Source organism: Pseudomonas sp. FFPRI_1 (assembly GCF_055384485.1).
This window is the reverse complement of record NZ_AP029168.1, coordinates 5,846,079-5,869,145: the sequence shown is the minus strand read 5'-3', so window position 1 is coordinate 5,869,145 and position 23,067 is coordinate 5,846,079. Positions and strand designations below refer to the sequence as shown.

Below are 23,067 nucleotides of genomic sequence, written 5' to 3'. Positions count from 1 at the left end.
AGAGAAATTACCCGTTATATAGATATTCGATCAGCTTCTATCATGGGCTCTACCTCAACAGAGGACAGGAGACACGACCATGACATGCCCCAACAGCGTTAAAACCGGCTATCGGCCCTTGAGTCATCTGCAGCATCCGCGCGAGGCCATTCGCCAATTCACTCCCAACTGGTTTGCCGCCACCATGGGCACCGGGGTCTTGGCCCTGGCCCTGGCCCAGTGGCCGGCCGAGGTGCCTGGCCTGCGCCTGGTGGCCGAAGGGTTCTGGTGGCTGACCATCGCCCTGTTCCTGCTGTTCACCGCGATGTATGCCGCACGCTGGGTGCTGTTTTTCGACGAGGCGCGGCGGATCTTCGGCCACTCCACGGTCTCGATGTTCTTTGGCACCATTCCCATGGGCCTGGCGACCCTCATCAATGGCCTGTTGCTGTTTGGCATTCCTCACTGGGGCGACGCAGCGGTGCAGGTTGCGCAGGTGCTGTGGTGGCTGGACGTGGCCATGTCCCTGGCGTGTGGGGTCCTGATTCCCTACATGATGTTCACCCGTCAGGAGCACAGCATCGATCAGATGACGGCCGTCTGGCTGTTGCCGGTGGTGGCGGCCGAGGTGGCCGCGGCCAGCGGCGGCTTGCTGGCGCCTCATCTGCAAGACGCACATGGGCAACTGGTGATGCTCAGCACCAGCTACGTGCTGTGGGCCTTTTCGTTGCCGGTGGCCTTCAGCATCCTGACCATCCTCCTGTTGCGCATGGCGCTGCACAAACTGCCCCATGAAAGCATGGCCGCCTCGAGCTGGCTGGCCCTTGGGCCCATTGGCACTGGCGCCCTGGGCATGCTGGTACTGGGGGCCGATGCGCCGGCGATCTTCGCTGCCAACGGCCTGCCGGGCATGGGTGAAATCGCGGCCGGCCTGGGCCTGGTGGCCGGGCTCACGCTCTGGGGCTTCGGTTTGTGGTGGATGCTGATGGCGGTGCTGATCACCCTGCGCTACCTGCGCGAAGGCATTCCATTCAACCTCGGCTGGTGGGGCTTTACCTTTCCCTTGGGCGTCTATTCCCTGGCCACCCTGAAATTGGGCAGCATCCTGCACTTGGGCTTCTTCAGTGTGTTCGGTGCGGTGCTGGTCGCGGCACTGGCGGTGCTCTGGCTGATCGTGGCCAAGCGCACGGTACAGGGCGCTTATAAAGGTGAGCTGTTTGTTTCGCCGTGCATTGCGGGCTTAGGGAAATAATCGCTAAAGATAGGTAAGGTTGTGGCCTGGATCGATATTCGACATTCCAATAACAGTATCCACGCCACTCAGGGACATGGACGATGAGTCATCCTTCGCAGTTCACCTTGCTTCGCAAGCGGCGGTTTCTGCCGTTTTTCATCACGCAGTCCCTCGGTGCCTTCAACGACAACATCTTCAAGCAGTCGCTGATCCTGGCCATCCTCTACAAGTTGAGCATCGAGGGCGACCGTTCGATCTGGGTCAATCTTTGTGCCTTGCTGTTCATCCTGCCGTTCTTCCTGTTTTCGGCCCTGGCCGGGCAGTTTGGCGAGAAGTTCGCCAAGGACTCGCTGATCCGGCTGATCAAGCTGGGGGAGATCGTGATCATGGTCGTGGGGGCGGTGGGGTTCGCCTTCGATCACCTGTCGCTGATGCTGGTGGCGTTGTTCGCCATGGGCACCCACTCGGCCCTGTTCGGTCCGGTGAAGTATTCGATCCTGCCCCAGGCCCTGCATGAAGAAGAGTTGGTGGGAGGCAACGGCCTGGTGGAAATGGGTACCTTCCTGGCGATCCTGGCGGGCACCATTGGTGCCGGGATCATGATGTCCTCGGCGCATTACGCACCTATCGTCTCGACCGCCATCATTGGTGTCGCGGTACTGGGCTATCTGGCCAGTCGGGCGATCCCCCGGGCTGCCGCGGCGACTCCGCAAATGCGCCTGAACTGGAACATCTTCAGTCAGTCCTGGGCCACCTTGCGCCTGGGCCTGGGGCAGACTCCGGCAGTGTCGCGCTCGATTGTCGGCAACTCCTGGTTCTGGTTTGTCGGGGCGATCTACCTGACCCAGATTCCGGCCTATGCCAAGGAGTGGATGCACGGCGACGAGACGGTGGTGACCCTGATCCTCACGGTGTTCTCGGTGGGGATCGCACTGGGCTCGATGCTGTGCGAGAAGCTTTCGGGGCGCAAGGTGGAGATCGGTCTGGTGCCGTTCGGTTCCTTTGGCTTGACGGTGTTCGGCCTGCTGTTGTGGTGGCATTCCGGCGGTATTCCAGAGAGTGCCACGGGACACGGCTGGCTGCAGGTGCTGGGTTTTGCACATGCCTGGTGGGTGCTGTTTGATGTCCTGGGTTTGGGAGTCTTCGGTGGCTTCTATATCGTGCCGCTGTACGCCCTGATCCAGTCCCGCACTCCGGAAAACGAACGGGCTCGGGTCATTGCTGCCAACAACATCCTCAATGCGCTGTTCATGGTGGTGTCGGCGATCGTCTCCATTGTGATGCTGAGCATCGTCGAGTTGACCATTCCCCATTTGTTCCTGGTGGTGTCGCTGCTCAATATCGCGGTCAACGTCTACATCTTCAAGGTGGTGCCCGAGTTCAGCATGCGCTTCATGATCTGGCTGCTGAGCCACTCCATGTACCGCGTCGAGCATCGCAATCTGCAACTGATCCCTGACGAGGGGGCAGCCTTGCTGGTGTGCAACCATGTGTCTTTCGTCGACGCCTTGCTGATCGGTGGCGCGGTGCGTCGGCCCATTCGCTTCGTGATGTACTACAAGATCTACAACCTGCCGGTGTTGAACTTCATCTTTCGCACCGCTGGGACCATTCCCATTGCCGGCCGGCATGAAGACCTGGAAATCTACGAAAGGGCGTTCAAGAAAATTGCCGAGTACCTGCGAGATGGCGAACTGGTGTGCATCTTTCCAGAGGGCAAGCTGACCGCCGATGGCGAGATCAACGAATTCAAGGGCGGCCTGACGCGGATTCTGGAAGAAACCCCGGTGCCGGTGATTCCCTTGGCCTTGCAGGGGTTGTGGGGCAGTTTCTTCAGTCGCGATCCGAGCAAGGGCTTCTTCCATCGCATCTGGTCGCGGGTGACGCTGGTGGCTGGGCCGTCGATCGCTGTGGAGGCGGCGCAACCCGGACATTTGCAGGCAGTAGTGAGTCAGTTGCGAGGTGATGCTCGCTGACTCCGAGTGCAAATGAAAACGCCCGCAATGCTGCGGGCGTTTTTGTTTTTTCCAGGAAGTGGTTCAGCTGGCGCTGACCTTCAGGCCCACCAGGCCGGCAATGATCAGTGCCACGCTGGCCAGGCGCACCAATGCCATGGATTCGCCGAACAGAATGATGCCGGCAATCACGGTGCCGATTGCGCCAACCCCGGTCCAGATCGCGTAGGCGGTGCCCAGGGGCAGCTCCTTCATCGCCAGGCCCAGCAGGCCGAGACTGATGGCCATGGCGATGACCGTCAGGGCGGTGGGTAGCGGGCGGCTGAAGCCATCGGTGTATTTCAGGCCGACGGCCCAACCCACTTCGAACAAACCGGCAAAAAACAAAATGATCCAGGACATGCTGACCTCATCGGTTGATGGGGTCGTCCCCAGGATTGGTCACTCTAATGAGTGCGAGGTCGTCCTCGCGTTGCGCAGTATACTGCCCAAAATATCCGGTGCACGGGATTTTTTGTTCAGTGATGCGGGGGCAATGTTTCCAGTTTTTGCTCGGGCTCATCCTGCATGCGCCGGAAATAAGTCGAGAGCAGGGCTCCGGAAATATTGTGCCAGACGCTGAACAAGGCGCTTGGCACCGCCGCCAACGGCGAGAAGTGGGCGCTGGCCAGGGCGGCGCCCAAGCCGGAGTTCTGCATGCCGACTTCCAGGGCCAGGGATTTGCGCTGGGCCAGGGGCAGCTTGAACAGGCGGCCGGTGAAATAGCCCAGCAGGTAGCCGAAGCTGTTGTGCAGCATCACCACGGCCATGATCAGCAAGCCGGACTCGGCGATTTTTGCCTGGCTGGCGGCCACCACGGCCGTCACGATAATGACGATGCTTACTACTGATACCAGCGGCAGTACATCCACCGCATGGCGTACTCGTTCGCCCAGCAGGCGCTGGGCAACCACCCCCAGCACGATCGGCAGCAGCACCACCTGCAGGATCGACCAGAACAGCTCCATGAAGGACACCGGTAGCCAGGCCGAAGCCAGCAACCAGATCAGTGCCGGAGTCAGCAGGGGGGCGAGCAGGGTAGTCACCGCGGCAATGGCCACTGACAGCGCCAGGTCACCCTTGGCCAGCCAGGTCATCACGTTGGACGAAGTCCCGCTGGGGCAGCAGCCGACCAGGATTACCCCGACGGCGATTTCCGGCGGCAACTGGAAGGCTTGGCACAGCACCCAGGCCACGCCGGGCATGATCACGAAGTGGGCAACCACACCCAGGGCCACGCGCCAGGGGTGGCGGGCGACTGCGGCGAAGTCCTCGAGCTTGAGGGTCAGGCCCATGCCGAACATTACCAGGCCCAGCAACGGCACGATGGCGCCCTTGAGCCCGACGAACCAGGCGGGCTGGAAGAATGCCAGCACGGCAAAGATCAATACCCAGTAAGCGAAGGTGTTACCGACGAAACGACTCAGTGCAGCCAGTGCGCGCATGATCTGTTCCCGATTATGTGAAAACGCCACCTGTTGCGGTGGCGTCTAGTTGCAGGAGCCGGCCCGCCGGCGGTGATTGTGCGGGGCCCTGCAGGTACTCTCTGGAGCGGGTGGATCAGATCCCCTGGGGGATTTCCTCGCCGCCCAGGGCTTCGAACAGCGCCGGCAGGAAATCGCCGAAGGTCAGCATCATCAGAGTGAAGCTGGCGTCGAGCTGGCCCAGGGCCTCATCCCCACCGTCCTGTTCGGCCTGATCCTGCAGCAGGTCTTCGAACTTCAGGCGCTTGACCGTCATCTTGTCGTCGAGCATGAAAGACAGTTTGTCCTGCCAGGCCAGGGACAGTTGGGTGACCACTTTGCCGGTGCTCAGGTGCAGCTGGATTTCTTCACTGGTCAGGTCCTGGCGCTTGCAGCGCACGATACCGCCGTCTTCGTGGGTATCGCGCAGTTCGCATTCGTCGAGGACAAAGAAGTCGTCGGCGGCTTTCTGGGTCTTGACCCAGTCGGTCATGATCGCGGTCGGTGCGATCTTCACGGTCAGTGGGCGTACTGGCAGGGTGCCGAGGACTTCGCGCAGGGTGGAGAGCAGGTCTTCGGCGCGTTTTGGGCTGGCCGAGTTGACCAGGATCAGGCCCTGTTTCGGGGCGATGGCGGCGAAGGTCGAGGAGCGGCGGATGAAGGCTCGGGGCAGGAACGCCTGGATGATTTCATCCTTGATCTGATCGCGTTCCTTTTTATAGACCTTGCGCATTTGCTCGGCCTCGATCTCTTCGACCTTTTCCTTGACCGCGTCGCGTACCACGCTACCGGGCAGGATACGTTCTTCTTTGCGCGCGGCCACCAGCAGGAAGTCCTGGCTGACGTGGACCAATGGCGCGTCTTCACCTTTGCCGAAAGGGGCGACGAAGCCGTAAGTGGTCAACTCCTGGCTTGCACAGGGGCGCGCCAGTTTGGTCGCCAGTGCAGTTTCCAGCGCCTCAGCATCAAAAGGCAGATCTTGGGTCAGGCGATAGATCAGCAGGTTTTTGAACCACATGGGGTGAATCTCTCCTTTATACAAAGGAGGGCATTATTCTCCGCGCAGCTGCTCAGGCCAACCCTTCCTAAGCCTTTGGAAGGCCTGAAAAAATTATTATAAAAAGTGCTTGCCAGAGTAGAGACTGCTCCGTAGAATGCGCGCCACACCGAACGTGAAGGGTGATTAGCTCAGCTGGGAGAGCGTCTGCCTTACAAGCAGAATGTCGGCGGTTCGATCCCGTCATCACCCACCATTCGCATTCAGTGTTACGCGCAGCGGTAGTTCAGTCGGTTAGAATACCGGCCTGTCACGCCGGGGGTCGCGGGTTCGAGTCCCGTCCGCTGCGCCATATTCGGTAACCTGGAACACTGAACGCCAGGTCACCACGGAAAGCCCGCTAACGCGGGCTTTTTGCTGTAAAGAGTTACGTGGGTTGTGTTGATGTTCATGGAAATTTGGTTTTTTTAATAAAATTATTAATTAAATCAACACTTTAAGAATTTCTGTGGCATAATGCGCCCCGCAACGAAGGTAAAGGGTGATTAGCTCAGCTGGGAGAGCGTCTGCCTTACAAGCAGAATGTCGGCGGTTCGATCCCGTCATCACCCACCACTTACTTTCAACGCTACGCGCAGCGGTAGTTCAGTCGGTTAGAATACCGGCCTGTCACGCCGGGGGTCGCGGGTTCGAGTCCCGTCCGCTGCGCCATATTCGGTAACCTGGAACACTGAACGCCAGGTCACCACAAAAAGCCCGCTAACGCGGGCTTTTTGCTGTCCGGGGTTTGGCACTGTCCATACCTTGCACCCAAAGAGAAAGCGGCCTGATGGCCGCTTTTTTCGTTTCTGGATTACTGTTCGGCGTTACGGCTGTGCCGGTAGTCGCTGACCGCTTCGTACACCGCCTTGCGCAGGCGGTTGATGCCGCCGATGGGGCGGTGTGCTTCCAGGCCGAACCAGGGATTGAAGGACTGGTTGTCGCAGGCCAGGTTCTGTGCAGGCGTGTCGAAGTCCTGGGCGGGAATGGTCATGCGGGCGACGGTCTCGAAGGGCGCGTCGCTTTCTTTCCATTCGATGCTGGTGTCTTCGATCGGCATGAACCGGCTCGGGTCCTGACGCTGGATCTGCAGCACAAAGCAGGCCGCTATCCGGTCGGTGGACAGCTGCTGGGTCAAGGCGCTGCGCAGGAAGTTGGGCAGGTCCCGGTTCTGCGTCGGCAGGTTGTAGGACGGGCAGCTGTCCGGGTCCGGCATGACTCGGAACTTGGCGTTGGCGTTGCCGAATTTGTAGGGTGAGACCGAGAAGTAGGTGGTCTGGGTCGGGCTGGCCGGTGCCGGGGACAAGGTCGCCAGGGCAATGAACAGGTGCCGCACTTGCCAGCTGCGTGGATCCCAGCCGGGGAAGAAGGCAGTGACTTTCTTGCCGTCGGCCTGGGCTGCGATGTTCTGCTGATACTCGGCTACATCACTGACGAAGAAGTTCGGATGATTGAACATCACGAAGTCCTGTTCCTGCCGTGCTGATTCGGATGGCAGCAGTTGCTGCCCGGGAACATCCAGCAGCTTGATCGCCATGCCCCGGGCATCGCGAATGCTGTCGAACTGCGGGTAGGCATTGCCGTTGGACAGGCGCACGGTCGCCTGCCAGGTCTGGCCGGGGCTGGCGAACACTCCCTGGCGCAGTTCCGGGCTCAAGTCCTTCAATACCTGAACTTGCGCCTTCACGCAGCCGTGAGCCTTGGCGTGGGCATCGCGCAGGTAGCGAGTGCCCTCGCGGTGCTGATCGACGATGCGCACTGCGGTCTGAATGATGTCCTGGGTGCGTTCGGCTTCACCGGCGGGGATCTGCTCCTGCACGGCCACTGGGCCGCGGTGTTGCCAGGCGAACCAGGCGCTGGCCAGGGCCCAGCCCACCAGGCCGAGTAACAGCAGCACCAATAGAGTCTTGCCCAGCAACGCGCCGAGGCGCAGCCAGAGTCTGCCCAGCAGGGACGGTCGTTTTCTTGCGAGATCGAGTTTCATGGCAGTTGCGACTCCAGCGGTCCGCCCAGCACTTTCAAGTATTCCAGCAACGCCCAGCGCTCTTCAGGTTGCAGCAGCGGACCGATGACTCCGTTGCCACGCTGGCCGGCGCGGAATTCGTGGCCACTGTTGTGGTTGCCGCTGATGCGAGTGTCGAATTCGAAGCCGTTCTTGAAGGCTTCCGGTCGATAACCCAGGTGCTTGGGGTCGTACTCGAAGGTGCCGCGATAAAAGGTGATGGCACGTTCTGATTGCGGGGACAGCAGTTGATACAGGTTGGGTACCGAGCCGTTGTGCAGGTAGGGCGGGGTCGCCCAGACGCCGGCCAGGGGACGGGCTTTGTAGGCCCGCAGTTCACGTACGCCGATCGGTAGCCCGTAGCCGTCCAGGCGCGGTCGCTCTTCGGGGGTGACCTTGGCGTCGCGGTAGGCACGCTCCTCGACGAAGGCCGTGATGTAGGCAAGACCCTTGGCGGCCGAGAGTTGGCGCAGATCCAGCGGCTCGGTGGGCGTTGGGTGCAATTCCACATTGGACTTGGCGAGTTCCGCGGTGTCCCACTGCAGGGGGCTCAGGTCGTAGCGCAGGTCGGCGATATTGTTCGCCGAGTTCGGGTCGGTGCCAATCACCGAGACCGACAGCATCTTCAGTTGCTGCACCGGCCGGCCGTTGCTTTCGCTCACGGTAGGGACGTGGCAACCGGCGCAATGTTCGGTGAACAGCGTGCGTCCCTTGGCGGCGAGGGGTTTGTCGATGCTGCCCAAGAGTGTTTCCGGCCAGGTCGGCGGCTTGAGCCGCTGCAGGGTTTCCTCGATGTGATTGAGGTCGCGAACCCGAACGCTGGAAGGGTAGCGGGCGTCGCCGGTCAATGGCTGGCCGTCGGCGTCGAACAGGTTCAGGGTGGCGCCAACTCCCAGGGCTTCGCCGATATTGCGCGCCATGGGTTGCTGCGCCGAGCCGTTCCACTGCACCCAGTCGAAGGTCCAGATGTCCCACAGCTGCGGATAGTCCACCGGAGCGTTGGCGATGCGGTAGTTGTCCGGGGAAATGGCGTCGCCGAAACTGGCGTTGGCAATGCGCCCGAAGGCATCGGTGCGCCCTGGGCCTTCCAGAGTGGGGTAGAGACCACGGTGAGTGTCGTTCCAGGCCACCTGCAGGAAGGTGTCCAGCGAGGCCTTGAAGTCCTTGCGTAGCTGTTCATGTTGCGCGTCGTAGTCCGCTCCCAGCACCTTGCGGGCGAAGCGCTCGAATTTCCACGGGTTGTAATAGGTTGCAGCCAGGCTGGCCACCAGGGCCTGGCCAAAGCTGCCGCCGCGCAAGGTCGGCACGCTGGAGGGCAGCACGTGTTGTGCAGAGCCACCGTCGATGCGCAGCGCCTGATGGTTGAAGCGCAGTTCCCCGGTGTGACAGGCGGCGCAGGTGATGTCCAGGTACTGCTCGGAGCTGCCAGGGTTCTGATGGCGGGCGAATCCGACCGGCAGGTTGCCGGGGTTCTGGGTAGTGGCCTTTTGTCCGGGTTCTACCAAGAAACCGAAGCGTGCCAGGTATTCGGGCGCGGCGAAGGGCTGCTCAGAGAAGGGCAGTTCCAGAGCGCCGAACCATTCATAGCGCAGGCCTTTGACCTGGGTCCCCTGGGGGGTGAAATAGTAGGTCTGGCGGTCGGCGGCGTCCCACTGATCCAGGTAGTGCACCTGCTCGGCAGGTACATAGTCGGGAAGTTTCGGGTTGGCGATGTAGTACAGGACCACGGCCAGGACAATGCCGATCAACACGGCAATCAACAGCAATACACGGTAGATGAGGCGCAAGATGTACTTCCTTGTCGAATTTCGCTTCCTTATGCCTGAGCCCATCTGGCGCGGCAAGTAGCCATTACTTGCGCTATGGTTATTTGCGCTCTTTCAAGCGCCTCGGCCATTTGCCTGAACGGGGCGTATCCCAGACACAAAATGCGTTTAAAGACGTGAACTTATCAGCGGTTTACTGCTCTTATGCCGGTAGCCATTGGTCGTGGCCGCCTGATAAGCTCGCGACTTTATTCGATTGCCCTTTAGGCGCATGAACAAGGAAATAGCATGAAACAGCATCGGTTGGCGGCGGCGGTGGCCCTGGTTAGCCTGGTACTTGCGGGTTGTGACTCGCAGACCAGCGTAGAGCTGAAAACCCCGGCGCAAAAAGCTTCCTACGGTATCGGCCTGAACATGGGCAAGAGTCTTGCTCAGGAAGGCATGGATGACCTGGATTCCAAAGCGGTAGCCCAGGGCATCGAAGATGCCGTCGGCAAGAAAGAACAGAAGCTGAAGGATGACGAGTTGGTCGAAGCCTTTGCCGCGCTGCAAAAGCGTGCTGAAGAGCGCATGGCCAAGATGAGCGAAGAGTCGGCTGCGGCCGGCAAGAAGTTCCTCGAGGAAAACGGCAAGAAAGCTGGTGTAACCACCACTGCTTCCGGCCTGCAGTATGAAGTGGAGAAGAAGGCCGACGGCCCTCAGCCCAAGCCGACTGATGTGGTCACCGTTCACTACACCGGTACTTTGACCAACGGCACCGTATTCGACAGCTCGGTTGAGCGTGGCAGCCCGATTGACCTGCCGGTCAGCGGCGTGATCCCGGGCTGGGTTGAAGGCCTGCAGTTGATGCATGTGGGTGAGAAGTACAAGCTGTTCATTCCTAGCGATCTGGCCTACGGCGCCCAAAGCCCAAGCCCGTCGATTCCAGCCAACTCGGTGCTGGTATTCGAACTGGAACTGCTGGGTATCAAGGATCCAGCCAAGCAGGACGCCGCCAAGTAACCTGCGTCAGCGCCTGAAGCGACAACGCCCCGTTCTTACGGGGCGTTGTCGTTTCTGCAGGGTAGGGCGGGTAAAAAATCCGAACTGACGGCACCGTAGGCAGTCTGAACAGAGTATCGGTGGTAGGTAGTCGTTGAAGGCTGCCAAGTCAATGAAATTATGGGTTTTTTTATGTGAGTAAAAAACGCCCGATCTGAGCTCAGCCCTTATGAAACGGGGCTTTCAGCCGTGAAAAATAGCTCTGTTCACAAGGTTATCCACAATTTGTGTGGATAACATTTCAGTGGGGTGATGATGAAAGCACCGTGGAACTTTGCCCGCTTCCTGCCCCTGGCGGGGCGGTTGCTGAGTCGAGGTCGCTTGCCGACGCTGCTGTTCGCGGTGGCCAGCAAGGGCGCCAGCCAGGGCAGCCGCCTGGGCCAGGTCAAAGATGACCTGCGCCTGCTGCAGGCGTTGTGCCTGGCCTATTGGCGAGGAGAGTACCGGGCCATTAGTCCCAAGGCACTGCTGTCGGTGGTGGCGGGCTTGATGTATTTTCTCAGCCCGGTGGATGCGATCCCCGATTTCATCCCGCTGTTCGGCATGCTCGACGACATTGCCGTGTTGGCCTGGTTGATGAAAGTCCTGGATGACGAACTCAGTGCATTTCGCGCCTGGCGCAACCGCCAGGTGCCGGAAAAGCTCGCGGTGGTCGAACGCCTGCCCGAGACCGCGGAGCAACTGCAATTGGAAGCTCCCCGGAAAAACTGAGGTGATTCACCGTCTGCCTTAACAATCATGCTCCCCGCGACCGTTGCCGCTGTTAGGATTACACTTCAAGGGAAAAGTCCGACTCGCTAAGTGTCGTTGTCCTACGGGGTAGTAATGGATATTCAGATTATTGAACGCAATGGCGAACCCGAATATGCGGTTCTGCCGTGGGCTCAGTATCAAGCTTTATTGTCAGCCGCAGGCCTCACCGATCAATCACCGCAAGCTGCCGCAACGCCTCAGGCAGCTACACCGGCCCAGAATCTTCCAGGGCTGGATCAATTACGCAATCTGCGCGAAGGGAAGGGCATCGCCATCGAGGCGCTGGCTCGCAAAGTAGGTATCAGTCCGTCTTACCTGGCCCTGATTGAAAGTGGCGAGCGTCAACCCGACGCTGCAATTCGCCGCAGCCTGGCCTGGGAATTGACGGTGCCGGGGTGGAGGGAACAATCGTGAGTGTACGGATCAGTCGTCAGCACTGGGATGGGCTGTTGGGTGAGCTGGATCAGGCCCGTCGTCAACGTCATCTTTTAACCTATCGGGCGCTGCTTGAGCGATTGCAGCTGCCCACGCCGGCCATGCAGACCCTGACCGCCGCGCTGGAGCATCTGGCGGCCCTGGATGCACGGGCCGAGCAGCCGTTGCGCAGCTCCCTGGTGATCAGCCAGGGAGCCAGTCGCCTGCCGCGCACTGGCTTCTTTGAATGCGTGGAGCGCCTGGGGCGTTTCTCCGGGCCTTCCGATGGTGTGGCGGCGGCTTCATGGCACGCCTCGGAAGTGGTGCGCGTGTTCGAATACGAGTACCCCGAATCAGCGGAGGCTTGAATGTTCCTGCGACTCAAGGCAAGGGTCAGTTACTGGCTGGCGCGACGGTTGTTTCATTGGCCGTGGTTTGTCCGCGAACCCCGCAGCTGGCGCTGGATGGAAGGGCAGTTCGCGCGAATGGCCAACCTGGGCGATGTCGACGCGCAAAGTTTCTACGGGCACATCCTGACCTTTCGCGGCCAGGGGCTCGGCGCGCGGGAAGAAGGTATTCGCCTGCTGCGCCTGGCGGCGTTGGCGGGAGATGGCAAGGCCGCCTATCAACTGGGGGTGATCAGCCTTGCAGGCTCTGCCAGCAAGGCTCCAGACGTCGCTGAAGCGGCTCGTTGGTGGACGCTTTCGGCCAAGGCCGGGCATCCTCTGGCGGACCTCAAGCTGACGCAGTTAAATCAGTCGGCGGATCCCGATCCCGCACCGGTTCATTGAGGGGGGCATCCCCCAGGCGGGCTGCCGCTTCCAGGCTGTCGATCACATGGATGCTGTAGCCCTGCACATTCTTGGCGTGGTGCTTGGCTTGAGAGGCCAACTCCGCCAACTGGCTGGAGTCCAGTTGCCCACAGGCCTGTGGATGTAAATGCACCACACCGATGGACAACGACAGCAGGGGGAATTCCTGGCGCTGGCCTTGTCGGTTGAGTGCGATGAAACACCCCGCCTCCAGGTGTTCGCTGCGATAGAAGCGCCGGCACTGGCTATGGAAGTCATCCAATAGTTGATTCAGGCGCTTGCGCCAGTCGTGCGGCCCGAGCACCAGCAGAAAATCATCCCCGCCGATATGCCCGACGAAGTCGCGGCTCGGGTCCACCCGATCGTTCAGGCATTGCGCCAGACACAGCAGTACTTCGTCGCCGCGGCCATAACCGTAGATATCGTTGAAGGGCTTGAAGCTGTCGATGTCCACGTAGCAGATCACCGATTCCCGTCCTTGTTGCAGCAGGCGGGTCAGGCACTGCTGGATGGGCACGTTGCCCGGTAGCAGGGTCAGCGGGTTGGCGTAGCGGGCCTGCTGGATCTTCAGCTCGGTAATCAGCTTGAGCACGTCGATTACCCGGCCCAGCCCCAGGTAATGGCCGTCGAGGGTGATGATGAAGTCTTCCTCGATGCGCTGCCGGGCGCGGCTGGTGATCAGGCGACTGACCTGCTGCAGGGATTGGCTGAGTTCGACGGCGAGAAAGTCATCGTTCATCAGGCGGCTGATGGGCTTGCGGGCGAACAGGTCGGTGGCGAAAGGCTTGAGCAGGGCATCGGAAAGTGAATGCCGATGAACGATCCCGCAGGGCTGGCCCCGCTCGTCGAGGACCGCCAGGGAATTGAGGTTGGCCTGTCGACGGAAGGCTTCCAGTACATTGGCCGTCGGCGTGTTGCGGGCCACGGCCGGCTGCTCGTTGAGCAATGCGCTGAGGTCGCTGCCCTCATCGTTGAGTGTCACGCAAGTGCTGTCATGTTTGGGCATCATCGCCCGGGCATCCCGGGGCGGTTGTTCCTGGGGGCGGCACAGCAGGTAGCCCTGCATCAGATCGACCCCCATCTCGGTGAGTACCGCCAGTTCCTCGACCCTCTCGATTCCTTCGGCGATCACCTGGGCGCGGGAGGCCTTGGCGATCTGCAGGATCGAGCCGACGAACTCGCGCTTGAGCGCGTCCTGGTGGATGCCGTCGATAAAGTGCCGGTCGATCTTCACATAGTCCGGGCGCAGCTCGGACCACAGGCGCAGGCTGGAATAGCCGGCGCCCAGATCATCCAGGGCGATGGAGAAGCCCATGTCGCGGTAGTGATGCAAGGCATTCTGCAGCAGTTGGAAATCATCGATCGGTGTCTGCTCGGTGAGTTCGATCACTACCTGGCTGGGCGGAATACCGAAGTCTTGAAGCAGTTGCAGGGTGCGTCCGGGCTGGTGAGTCGCCTCCAGCAGCGACTCTGGAGAGACGTTGAGGAAGAGCTTGCCGGGCAGTTGCTGCTCATTGAAGCGTTTGCAGGCGCTGTGGCGGCAGGCAATCTCCAGCTCGCTCAGGCGACCGGCCTGGCGGGCCACGGCGAACAGCGCCACGGGTGAGTGCAGCGGGCTGTTGGAGGGGCCCCGGCTCAAGGCCTCGTACCCCAGGATGCGCCGCTCGGAGACAGAGATGATGGGCTGGAACAGGCTGTGCAAACCGCTTTGAGCCAGGATTGAACTCAATGCACTCAGCTGTTCGGTCGTGGTCATGGCAATCTCTGTCGATAAAAAAAGGACCGGGCGCGGCTCTGGTGAGAGAGCGGCGCCCGGTCCTTTATTTCACGACAGAATGATGACTGTTTAATGACGATCCGAGGAGCGATCGAATTAAATTGCCATCATCTTCAGTGCTTGGCCACCGAGGTGTTGAGCTTCAGATAGTCCAGCAGGATACGCCCGGTTTCACTCAGGTAGGCGTCGTCTTCCGGCTTGGTCTTGTCCGGCTCGGCAGCGGCCAGTGCATCTTCGTCTTCTTTCTTCAGCTCTTTGAGCGGCTCTTCGCCCTTGGCCTTGCGACGGGCGTTTTCCAGGGCCAGTTGCTTGGCTTCGATATCGGCATGCTGGGCACGGCGGTCGGCTTCGTTGAGGCTGACGGTTTTTTCCGCCATCAGCTTCTGCGCCAGGGCCAGCTTGTCGCGGATGAACACGAACTCCGGATCTTTCGCCGAGCGGCTTTCATGTTCGGCCTTGAGCTGGGCCAGGAACGGCTTGAACGGGTCCACCGCCGGCTTGATGGCCGGGCGAATGGTGTCCCAGGGCATGGCTTCAGGCAGCGCGCTTTCGCCGATTTCCTTGGTGTCGATGATCGACGGGTAGCCGATATCCGGCAGCACGCCCTGATGCTGGGTGCTCTGCCCGGAAACCCGGTAGAACTTGGCCAGGGTCAGTTTCAGCTCGCCATGATTGAGCGGTTGAATGGTCTGCACGGTGCCTTTGCCGAAGGTCTGGCCGCCGATGATCAGCGCACGATGGTAGTCCTGCATGGCGCCTGCGAAGATTTCCGAGGCTGAAGCCGAGAGACGATTGACCAGGAGGGCCATCGGGCCCTTGTAGAAGGCGCCGGGGTTTTCGTCTTCCAGCACGTCCACGCGACCGTCGGCGTTGCGCACCAGCACGGTGGGGCCCTTGTCGATGAACAGGCTGGTCAGCTCGGTGGCTTCCTGGAGGGAACCGCCGCCGTTGTTGCGCAGGTCGATGACCACGCCGTCGACCTTGTCTTTCTGCAGCTCGGTCAGCAGCTTCTTCACATCGCGAGTGGTGCTCTTGTAGTCCGGGTCACCGGCACGGAAGGCCTTGAAGTCCAGGTAGAAGGCCGGGATCTCGATCACCCCGAGCTTGTAGTCCTTGCCGTCCTGCTTGAGGTTGAGGATCGACTTCTTCACCGCCTGGTCTTCAAGCTTCACCGCTTCGCGGGTGATCGGCACGATCTTGCTGGTCTGGTCGTTCGGCGCATTGCTGGCCGGAATCACTTCCAGGCGCACCAGGGTGCCTTTCGGACCGCGGATCAGCTTGACCACTTCGTCCAGGCGCCAGCCCACCACGTCGACCATTTCCTTGTTGCCCTGGGCAACACCGATGATCTTGTCTGCCGGGGCCACTTGCTTGGTCTTGTCCGCCGGGCCTGCCGGCACCAGGCGCACGACCTTGACCTGGTCGTTGTCGCTCTGCAACACGGCGCCGATGCCTTCCAGCGACAGGCTCATGTTGATGTCGAAGTTTTCCGCGTTATCCGGTGACAGATAATTGGTGTGCGGGTCGTAGGACATGGCGAAGGTGTTGATGTAGGCCTGGAAGATGTCTTCGGCACGGGTCTGGTCCAGGCGCGCCAGCTGGTTCTTGTAGCGCTTGGTCAGGGTTTCCTGGATCTGCTTGGGATCCTTGCCGGCGATCTTCATCCGCAGCACTTCGTCCTTGACGCGCTTGCGCCACAGGTCGTCGAGTTCAGCGGTGGTCTTGAGCCAAGGTGCGTCCTTGCGATCGATCAGCAAGGTTTCCTTGGTGGTGAAGTCGATCTTGTCGACACCCTTGTTGAGCTCGGCCAGGGCGAAATCCAGGCGGGATTTGACCCGGTCCAGATAACGTTTGTAGATGGTGAAGCCGGCGTTCAGGTCGCCGCTTTTCAGGAAGTCGTCAAACTGGGTTTTCCATTTGTCGAACTCCGCGATATCGCTGGCCATGAAGTAGCTGCGCGATGGATCCAGCAGCTTCAGGTAGCTGTCGTAGATGATCACCGAGCGTGCATCATCCAGCGGCGGCTTGCTGTAATGGTGACGTTTGAGCAGTTCAACAACATTGAGGCTGGCAATTACCTCATCGCGATCGGGCTGAAGATTGTCCCAGCTATTGGCTGCGAACGTATTGGTCGACATCGGCAGGAGGCCGAGACCAATGAAAAGAGCGAGGGCGGTGCTGGGGAACAAATGCTTCATGCTGATTCGACGCGGGGGCAATTGATAACGCATATTAGGCCGTCTTTGAAGTCGCCGGTTCCATAAGGACCGGTCGCATAATGCAAAAAGCCCGGTGCTACCGCTCCGGGCTCAGTCCAGACTCACTATGGAGGCACTGTGAAAGCATTGCAAGGCGTTGAAGGTCATGTGGAGTGGGTTGAAGAGCCAAGTCCTGCCTGTGATGTAGGGCAGGTTCGTATCCGCGTGGCGGCTGCGGGCCTCAATCGGGCCGATCTGTTGCAACGCGCAGGGCTCTATCCTCCACCTCCGGGAGCCAGCCAGGTACTGGGCCTGGAATGCTCGGGGGTGATCAGCGAAGTGGGCCCGGGTTCGTCCTGGCAAGTCGGTGACCGGGTCTGCGCGTTGCTGGCTGGCGGCGGCATGGCCGAAGAAGTGGTGGTGGATGCGCGTCATGTGCTGCCGGTGCCCGAGGGGCTGTCCCTGGCGCAGGCGGCGGCATTGCCTGAGGTCTACGCCACGGCCTGGCTGAACCTGTTCCAGCTGGCGGCGCTCAAGCCAGGGGAAAAGGTGTTGCTGCATGCCGGGGCCAGTGGTGTCGGTTCCGCCGCCATCCAACTGTGCAAGGCCTTTGGCAGCCCGTGTTGGATCAGCGTTGGTTCGGCCGAGCGGCTGGCCTATTGTGAAAGTCTCGGCGCGCAGGGCGGCGTGATTCGCGGCGATGGCCTGGAGGCCCTGCGGGACTTCGGTCCTTTTGATGTGATTCTCGATCCGGTGGGAGCCAGCTACGCCGCCGATAACCTGAAGGTGTCGGCCCTGGACGGGCGTTGGGTGCTGATTGGCCTGATGGGCGGGCGTACCGCACAACTGGATCTCGCGCAGGTGCTGGCCAAGCGCATCCAGTTGCTGGGCTCGACCTTGCGCAGCCGCAACGAGCAGTTCAAGGCCGACCTGCTCAGCGACCTTGGACAGAATGTCTGGCCGCTGTTCAGTGAAGGGCGCTTGAGCCCGCAACTGGCCAAGACTTTCCCGATCCTGGAGGCCGAAGCGGCTTTTGCAGAACTGGCGACCAATCAGGTCTCGGGCAAGCTGGTTCTGGTGATCGACGCCAGTCTGGCGTAACCCCTGGCGGAGCCGGCATGCCGGCTCCTGCCGTGCTCATTTCCAGTGATGGATCGGCCAGCCGGCCTTTTGCGCGTGCTCGCGCAGGACCGGGTCCGGGTTTACCACCAGGGGGTGATCCACCCGCAACAGCAGCGGCAAGTCATTGCGCGAATCGGAATAGAAGGTCGCGCCCTCCAGGTTCTCTTCCTCGGCATCCAGCCACTCCAGCAGGCGGGTGATCTTGCCTTCGCGATAGGTCAGGGTGCCCAGGGTCTGGCCGGTGTAGACCCCGTGCCGGACTTCCAGCTCGATCCCCAGCACTTCGTCGATGCCCAGGCGCGCGGCAATCGGCTTGACCAAATGGGTGCCCGAGGCAGAGATCACCAGGATCCGGTCGCCGGCCTGGCGATGGGCGGCGATGGCCTTGCAGGCGTCGCTGAAGATGATCGGCTCGATCACGTCCTCGACCCAGGGCTCCACCAGGTGCGCGACTTCCTCCGGGGTGCGGCCGGCCATGGGTTCCAGGCTGAAGGCCATGAACTCTTCCATGGCCAGCTTGCCGTGGCTGTAGGCGTCCATCAACTCGTGGTTGCGGCGCATGAACGACTCGCGGTCGACCCAGCCCAGGCGGCCCATCTGCTCGCTCCAGAGGGTGGCGCAGTCGCCGTGGATCAGGGTCTCGTCCAGATCAAAGATTGCCAGGGCCATCAGTGCAACTCTCTCTTCAAGTTCAATCGTGTCAAAGGCATCAGGCTACCTCACACAGGGCCGTCGGATCGATGGAAAGTGCCAGGCGTTGACCGTCGGCGTGCAGATCGCCGGCGGAGCGGTTCAGCACATCGACCACCAGTTCCACGCCGCGGGCCTCGACCCGGTAGCGAATCACGTTGCCCAGCAGGCTGTGGCTGCGGACAAGGGCGTCGAGCTGGCCTTCCTTGCTCAGTTCGATGGCTTCCGGGCGAATGGCGATTCGACCGCTGACCGGTCGCTGCAGCAGCTTGCTGGCGCTCTCGGCATCGAGCAGGTTGTAGTTGCCGATAAAGCCTGCGGCAAACACATCCACCGGTGCGGTGTAGAGGGTCTCGGCGTCGCCGCTCTGGACGATCTTGCCCTGGTTCATCAGGAAGATCCGGTCGGACATGGTCAGGGCCTCTTCCTGATCATGGGTAACGAAAATGGTGGTCAGCCCCAGCTCCCGCTGGATATTGCGGATCTGCTCGCGCAGGTGCTTGCGGATTCGCGCATCCAGGGCCGACAGCGGTTCGTCCAGCAACAACAGGCGTGGCCGGGTCACCAGGGAGCGGGCCAGGGCTACCCGCTGACATTGGCCACCGGACAGTTGGTGCGGGTAGCGGCTGGCGAAGTCATTGAGCTCCACCAACTGCAGGGCTTCCAGCACTCGTTTGTGGCTGTCGTCGGCGTTGACCTTCTGCATGCGCAGGCCAAAGGCGACGTTCTGCTCCACGGTCATGTTGGGGAACAGTGCATAGCTCTGGAACACCATGCCGATCCCGCGTTTCTGCGGGCTCAGGGGCACGATGTCCTGGCCATCGAGGAGGATCTTGCCGGCATCCACCGGGGTCAGCCCGGCGATGCAGCGCAGCAGGGTCGACTTGCCGCAGCCGGAAGGGCCGAGCAGGGTAACGAACTCGCCCTTGTGGATCTCGCAGTTGATGTCGCTGAACACCGCAGTGCCCGCGTAGTGCTTTTGCAAGTGTTGGACGCTGACGAAGCTCATTGGCTTTTGTCCTTGTTCAAGATGTTGGCGGCCCAGGTCAGTAGCAGCACGAAGAAGAAGTAGGAAATCACCAGGGCGCTGGTGAAATGGCCGCTGCTGTTGCGCATGTTGTTCAGGTAGACCTGCAGGGTTTCATAGCGGGTGCCCACCAGGATGTTGGCGAACACGAACTCGCCGAACAGGAACGAGAAGGACAGCAGCAAAGCCACCATCAGGCCCTTGCGCAGGTTCGGCAGAACCACCAGGAACGCCGCCTGCCAGGTGCTGGCGCCCAGCAGCTGGGCGGCGTCCATCAGGTCCCGCAGGTTGATCGCCTGCAGGTTGTTGGTGATGGCCCGGTACATGAAGGGCAATGCCACGGTGAAGTAGCAGCCGATGAGGATCCATGGCGTGCCGACCATGGCGAAGGGCCCCGAACCATAGAGCTGCAGCAGGCCCACCGAGGACACCACCGGCGGCACTGCGAAGGGCAGCAGGATCAGGATGTTCATCAGCGCATCGAGCTTGGGGAAGTGGTAGTGCACCACGAACAGCAGCGGCAGGATCAGCACCACCGAGAGCACCAACGCACCCACGCAGACCAGCAGCGACTGGCCGAAGGCATTGAGAAAGCGCGGGTCGCTCCACAGTTGCAGGTACCACTTGAAGGTGAAGCCGCTGGGCAGGATGGTCGCCGACCAGCTGCTGGCGATGGAGTAGACGAAGGTCCCCAGCAGGGGCAGCAACAGAATGGCAAACAGCAGGTAGACCACCACCCGGTGGTAGAGCACGGCGGAGCCTTGTTCAGCGCGAGACATGGTAGCTCCTCTTCAACAGCAACTGATGGACGATGGTCACCAGGGTCATCAGTGCCACCAGCACCACAGCCAGGGCGCTGGCCATGTTCGGATCCAGGGAAATATCCCCGGAAACCATGGCGGCGATACGGATCGGCAGCACGTTGAAGTTGCCGGTGGTCAGGGCATACACCGTGGCATAGGCGCCCAGGGCGTTGGCCAGCAGGATGACGAAGGTGCCGAGCAGCGCCGGGGTCAGCACCGGCAGGCCGATATGCCGCCAGAACTGCCAGCCGCTGGCCCCCAGCAGTGCGGCGGATTCGCGCCAGTCTTCGCGCAGTGCATCGAAGGCCGGGTAAAGCAGCAGCACCCCCAGGGGGATCTGGAAGTAGGTGTAGAGAATGATCAGCCCGGTCTTGGAGTACAGGTTGAAGTCCTGAATGATCCCCGACTGCTTGAGCATGATGGTGATGGTGCCGTTGAAGCCCAGCAGGATGATGAAGGCAAAGGCCAGGGGCACCCCGGCGAAGTTGCTGGTCATGTTGGCGAAGGCATTGACGAAGTTGCGCAGGCGCGAATCCACCCGGCGCAGGGAATAGCTGCCCAGCACCGCGATGATGATGCCGAACACGCTGGACCAGAAACTGATCTCCAGGCTGTACTGGATGGCCTGCAGGTAGAACTTCGAACTGAAGATCTTGGTGAAGTTGGCCAGGCCCCAGCCGAACTCTTCCGATTGCAGGCTGTTGATCAGTACCCACACCAGCGGGGCGATCTGGAACACGATGAAGAACAGGGCAAAGGGCACCAGGCACAAGGCCGCCAGCCATTTGCCGCGGGTGACTGAATTCACTTCAACAGCTCCCGGCAGAAAGGTTTGTCATGGGCCACGCCCAGCAGTTGGCAGACGGTGCCGCACAGTTCGGTCTGTTTCGGCGCGGCAGCGGGATCGAGGCTGAAGGCGTTGCCGAACACGAACAGCGGGACTTCCCGCTCCTCGGCCAGCAGGCCGTTGTGTGAGCGGTCGTTGTTCATGCCGTGGTCGGCCGTCACCAGCACCTGGTAGCCGGCATCCAGCCAGCCTTGCAGGTAGTCGGCGAGGATGATGTCCGCCGAGCGCGCGCTGTTGCGATATTGCGAACTGTCCAGGCCATGCTTGTGTCCGGCGTCGTCGATGTTCATCGGGTGCACCAGCAGCAGGTTGGGCTGATGGCGCAGGCGCAGGTCTTCGGCGTCGGCGAACAGGTGGGAGTCGGGGTAGTGATCGCTCCAGTAGAAATGGCCGTACTGGATCGGCAATTCAGGGTTGGCAGTGTGCCGGTCTTGCGCGGCATTGAAGGGCGAGCGGTTGTACAGCTCGCTGACCCAGTGGTAGGCCGCGGCAGCAGTGGTCAGGCCGGCATCGCGGGCGTAGTGGAAGAGGCTGCGCTGGTTGGACAGGCGCGCGACCTGGTTGTGCACGATGCCGCTGTCGATCGGACGCACGCCCGTGAGGATGCATTCGTACAGCGGGCGCGAGAGCGCGGGTAGTTCGCATTGCAGCTTGTATAACGCAGCACGGCCGGCGCCGACGTAGGCCTGCAAGTGCCCCATGGCATGTCGGGCGACTTCGTGGTTGAGGCCATCGAGCACCACAAGGATGACGTTGTGCTTCATGAGGTGGAGGGCTCCGGGATCGGGTGTGTAGGCGCCAGCTTGCCGGCGAGTGGCTTGTGTGCGCTTGTCTGGGCAGCGCCTTTGAGCCATTCGCCGGCAAGCCGGCTCCTACAGGGATGCAGCATTACTGCATGTTGATGATCACTTCTTCCTGCCACTTCTGCGGCAGGGCCTTGGAGGTTTTCTCCCAGGCATCGGCATCCTTGATCGGCGTTACGTGCTTGTACTGCTCGTTGGGCAGCAGGTTGGCCTGGACTTCGGCCGGCAGGGTCAGGTGCTCGGCGCGGATCGGCCGCGCGTTGCCGCGAGCCAGGTTGGTCTGGCCGGCGTCGCTGAAGATGTATTCACGGGTCAGCTTGGCGGCGTTGGGGTGCTTGGCGTACTTGTTGATGATGGTGGTGTAGCCGGAGATCACCGAGCCGTCCGATGGGATCAGCACGATGTAGTCGTCCTTGTTGACCATCTTGTTGCGGTAGCTCAGGCCGTTGAAGTCCCAGACCACGCCGACCTCCACTTCACCCTTTTCCATGGTGGCGATGGTCGGGTTGGCCAGGGACAGGCGGCCCTGCTTGGCGATCTCGGCGAACATCAGCAGCGCCGGCTGGATGTTCTTCTCGTCACCGCCCTTGGCGATGGCTGCAGCCAGTACGCCGTTGGCGGCCTGGGCGGCGGTGCTGACGTCACCGATGGAGACCTTGTACTTGCCTTTTTCCAGGTCGGCCCAGCTTTTCGGTGCATCGGAGCCGTGCAGCAGCTTCTTGTTGATGATGAAGGCGATGGTGCCGGTGTAGGCCAGGGCCCAGTTGCCGTCCTTGTCCTTGGCCCAGTCCGGGACCTGGGCCCAGGTGCTTGGCTTGTAGGGTTGGGCCACGCCCTGCTTGACCGCGATCGGGCCGAAGGCGGCGCCAACGTCGCCGATATCGGCGCTGGCGTTGTCTTTTTCGGCGGCAAACTTGGCGATTTCCTGGGCCGAACTCATGTCAGTGTCGATGTGCTTGAGACCGTAGGTCTTGGCCAGGTCCTCCCAGGTGCCTTTCCAGTTGGCCCAGTCATCGGGCATGCCGACGCTGTTGACCGCGCCTTCCGCCTTGGCGGCGGCTTCCAGGGTTTTCAAATCGTTGTCAGCGGCCATGGCGGCGGTGCACATGGCGATGGTCGAACCTAACAGTGAGGCCAGGAAAAGCTGTTTCATCCGAAGCTCCTTTGGGCGTGTGTTCAACGCAGCGTTGTTATCGATGGTCTTGCGATGAGTTGGTCTAGGTCAGCAATACCTGAGCCAATCTAGGCCCCTTGGATGACACTTTGATGTCGGTGTCGGTGTCGGTGTCGGCGCCGAAGGCAGCAA

At 61.0% G+C, this 23,067-nt stretch carries 21 protein-coding genes and 4 tRNA genes; 12 read left to right on the top strand and 13 right to left on the bottom strand.

Going from position 1 to position 23,067, the window contains the following annotated elements; all coding sequences use genetic code 11:
• The first annotated feature begins 79 nt into the window (after nucleotides 1–79).
• The gene (locus tag ACZ5BO_RS26025; protein ID WP_464696936.1) at nucleotides 80–1,231 is read left to right on the top strand and encodes a TDT family transporter; all 1,152 of its coding nucleotides are present in this window, start codon (nucleotides 80–82) and stop codon (nucleotides 1,229–1,231) included.
• Nucleotides 1,232–1,314: 83 nt separating this feature from the next.
• Nucleotides 1,315–3,189: an MFS transporter gene (locus ACZ5BO_RS26020; RefSeq protein ID WP_464696934.1), complete on the top strand. Its 1,875-nt coding sequence runs from the start codon at nucleotides 1,315–1,317 to the stop codon at nucleotides 3,187–3,189.
• 63 nt (nucleotides 3,190–3,252) lie between these two features.
• On the opposite strand, the gene sugE is transcribed toward ACZ5BO_RS26020, so the two are convergent.
• From sugE to rdgC, 3 genes are all read right to left on the bottom strand, one after another.
• The gene (sugE, locus tag ACZ5BO_RS26015; protein ID WP_025127045.1) at nucleotides 3,253–3,570 is read right to left on the bottom strand and encodes a quaternary ammonium compound efflux SMR transporter SugE; all 318 of its coding nucleotides are present in this window, start codon (nucleotides 3,568–3,570) and stop codon (nucleotides 3,253–3,255) included.
• 116 nt (nucleotides 3,571–3,686) lie between these two features.
• Entirely contained in the window at nucleotides 3,687–4,652 is a 966-nt protein-coding gene (locus ACZ5BO_RS26010; protein WP_464696933.1) for a bile acid:sodium symporter family protein, read from the bottom strand.
• 115 nt (nucleotides 4,653–4,767) lie between these two features.
• Entirely contained in the window at nucleotides 4,768–5,688 is a 921-nt protein-coding gene (rdgC, locus tag ACZ5BO_RS26005) for a recombination-associated protein RdgC (protein WP_025127047.1), read from the bottom strand.
• Between the two features lie 159 nt (nucleotides 5,689–5,847).
• Here rdgC and ACZ5BO_RS26000 point away from each other — a divergent pair.
• The 4 genes from ACZ5BO_RS26000 to ACZ5BO_RS25985 all read left to right on the top strand — a co-directional run bounded on the left by ACZ5BO_RS26000 (nucleotide 5,848) and on the right by ACZ5BO_RS25985 (nucleotide 6,378).
• Nucleotides 5,848–5,923: transfer RNA gene (locus ACZ5BO_RS26000), tRNA-Val, on the top strand.
• Between the two features lie 19 nt (nucleotides 5,924–5,942).
• Nucleotides 5,943–6,019: transfer RNA gene (locus ACZ5BO_RS25995), tRNA-Asp, on the top strand.
• A gap of 187 nt (nucleotides 6,020–6,206) precedes the next feature.
• Nucleotides 6,207–6,282 (top strand) — tRNA-Val (locus tag ACZ5BO_RS25990).
• 19 nt (nucleotides 6,283–6,301) lie between these two features.
• A tRNA-Asp gene (locus tag ACZ5BO_RS25985) sits at nucleotides 6,302–6,378 on the top strand.
• A 142-nt stretch (nucleotides 6,379–6,520) separates the two neighbouring features.
• Here ACZ5BO_RS25985 and ACZ5BO_RS25980 read toward each other — a convergent pair.
• Together ACZ5BO_RS25980 and ACZ5BO_RS25975 are read right to left on the bottom strand one after the other, a co-directional pair.
• On the bottom strand, nucleotides 6,521–7,657 hold the full coding sequence (locus tag ACZ5BO_RS25980; protein ID WP_464701378.1) for a catalase family protein: 1,137 nt from the start codon (nucleotides 7,655–7,657) through the stop codon (nucleotides 6,521–6,523).
• Between the two features lie 29 nt (nucleotides 7,658–7,686).
• Complete coding sequence (locus tag ACZ5BO_RS25975) at nucleotides 7,687–9,495, bottom strand: di-heme-cytochrome C peroxidase (protein ID WP_464696932.1); 1,809 nt, start codon at nucleotides 9,493–9,495, stop codon at nucleotides 7,687–7,689.
• A gap of 267 nt (nucleotides 9,496–9,762) precedes the next feature.
• Here ACZ5BO_RS25975 and ACZ5BO_RS25970 point away from each other — a divergent pair, with 267 nt between their 5' ends.
• The 5 genes from ACZ5BO_RS25970 (at nucleotide 9,763) to ACZ5BO_RS25950 (ending at nucleotide 12,473) form a co-directional block, all read left to right on the top strand.
• Complete coding sequence (locus ACZ5BO_RS25970; RefSeq protein WP_025127050.1) at nucleotides 9,763–10,476, top strand: FKBP-type peptidyl-prolyl cis-trans isomerase; 714 nt, start codon at nucleotides 9,763–9,765, stop codon at nucleotides 10,474–10,476.
• Between the two features lie 294 nt (nucleotides 10,477–10,770).
• On the top strand, nucleotides 10,771–11,226 hold the full coding sequence (locus ACZ5BO_RS25965) for a YkvA family protein (RefSeq protein ID WP_464696931.1): 456 nt from the start codon (nucleotides 10,771–10,773) through the stop codon (nucleotides 11,224–11,226).
• A 114-nt stretch (nucleotides 11,227–11,340) separates the two neighbouring features.
• On the top strand, nucleotides 11,341–11,682 hold the full coding sequence (locus tag ACZ5BO_RS25960) for a helix-turn-helix domain-containing protein (protein ID WP_081818604.1): 342 nt from the start codon (nucleotides 11,341–11,343) through the stop codon (nucleotides 11,680–11,682).
• Entirely contained in the window at nucleotides 11,679–12,050 is a 372-nt protein-coding gene (locus tag ACZ5BO_RS25955; protein ID WP_007898892.1) for a hypothetical protein, read from the top strand. Before ACZ5BO_RS25960 ends, ACZ5BO_RS25955 begins: the two co-directional genes overlap by 4 nt.
• A complete protein-coding gene (locus tag ACZ5BO_RS25950) occupies nucleotides 12,051–12,473 on the top strand; it encodes an SEL1-like repeat protein (RefSeq protein WP_025127052.1) in 423 nt (140 codons plus the stop codon). It abuts the gene before it with no gap.
• Here the strand turns inward: ACZ5BO_RS25950 and ACZ5BO_RS25945 are convergent.
• Nucleotides 12,418–14,250, bottom strand: coding sequence for a bifunctional diguanylate cyclase/phosphodiesterase (locus ACZ5BO_RS25945; protein ID WP_464696930.1), 1,833 nt, complete (start codon nucleotides 14,248–14,250; stop codon nucleotides 12,418–12,420). The two genes, ACZ5BO_RS25950 and ACZ5BO_RS25945, sit on opposite strands and share 56 nt — an antisense overlap.
• A gap of 134 nt (nucleotides 14,251–14,384) precedes the next feature.
• Nucleotides 14,385–16,469 (bottom strand): carboxy terminal-processing peptidase, encoded by a 2,085-nt coding sequence (locus ACZ5BO_RS25940; RefSeq protein WP_177330228.1) that lies wholly within the window; start codon nucleotides 16,467–16,469, stop codon nucleotides 14,385–14,387.
• A gap of 138 nt (nucleotides 16,470–16,607) precedes the next feature.
• On the opposite strand from ACZ5BO_RS25940, the gene ACZ5BO_RS25935 reads away from it, so the two are divergent.
• Nucleotides 16,608–17,570 carry a zinc-binding dehydrogenase gene (locus tag ACZ5BO_RS25935; RefSeq protein ID WP_464696929.1) on the top strand — a complete coding sequence of 321 codons (963 nt, stop codon included), beginning with the start codon at nucleotides 16,608–16,610 and terminating at the stop codon, nucleotides 17,568–17,570.
• A gap of 36 nt (nucleotides 17,571–17,606) precedes the next feature.
• Here the strand turns inward: ACZ5BO_RS25935 and ACZ5BO_RS25930 are convergent, their stop codons facing one another.
• The 6 genes from ACZ5BO_RS25930 to ACZ5BO_RS25905 all read right to left on the bottom strand — a co-directional run bounded on the left by ACZ5BO_RS25930 (nucleotide 17,607) and on the right by ACZ5BO_RS25905 (nucleotide 22,914).
• Nucleotides 17,607–18,260, bottom strand: coding sequence for an HAD family hydrolase (locus ACZ5BO_RS25930; protein WP_464696928.1), 654 nt, complete (start codon nucleotides 18,258–18,260; stop codon nucleotides 17,607–17,609).
• A 40-nt stretch (nucleotides 18,261–18,300) separates the two neighbouring features.
• Entirely contained in the window at nucleotides 18,301–19,290 is a 990-nt protein-coding gene (locus ACZ5BO_RS25925; RefSeq protein WP_464696927.1) for an ABC transporter ATP-binding protein, read from the bottom strand.
• Nucleotides 19,287–20,087, bottom strand: coding sequence for an ABC transporter permease (locus tag ACZ5BO_RS25920; protein WP_025127058.1), 801 nt, complete (start codon nucleotides 20,085–20,087; stop codon nucleotides 19,287–19,289). Before ACZ5BO_RS25920 ends, ACZ5BO_RS25925 begins: the two co-directional genes overlap by 4 nt.
• Nucleotides 20,074–20,919: an ABC transporter permease gene (locus tag ACZ5BO_RS25915; RefSeq protein WP_025127059.1), complete on the bottom strand. Its 846-nt coding sequence runs from the start codon at nucleotides 20,917–20,919 to the stop codon at nucleotides 20,074–20,076. Before ACZ5BO_RS25915 ends, ACZ5BO_RS25920 begins: the two co-directional genes overlap by 14 nt.
• A complete protein-coding gene (locus ACZ5BO_RS25910) occupies nucleotides 20,916–21,722 on the bottom strand; it encodes an alkaline phosphatase family protein (protein WP_464696926.1) in 807 nt (268 codons plus the stop codon). The genes ACZ5BO_RS25915 and ACZ5BO_RS25910 overlap by 4 nt, the downstream gene beginning before the upstream one ends.
• A 124-nt stretch (nucleotides 21,723–21,846) precedes the next feature.
• Nucleotides 21,847–22,914: an ABC transporter substrate-binding protein gene (locus tag ACZ5BO_RS25905; protein WP_025127061.1), complete on the bottom strand. Its 1,068-nt coding sequence runs from the start codon at nucleotides 22,912–22,914 to the stop codon at nucleotides 21,847–21,849.
• Nucleotides 22,915–23,067: the final 153 nt, after the last annotated feature.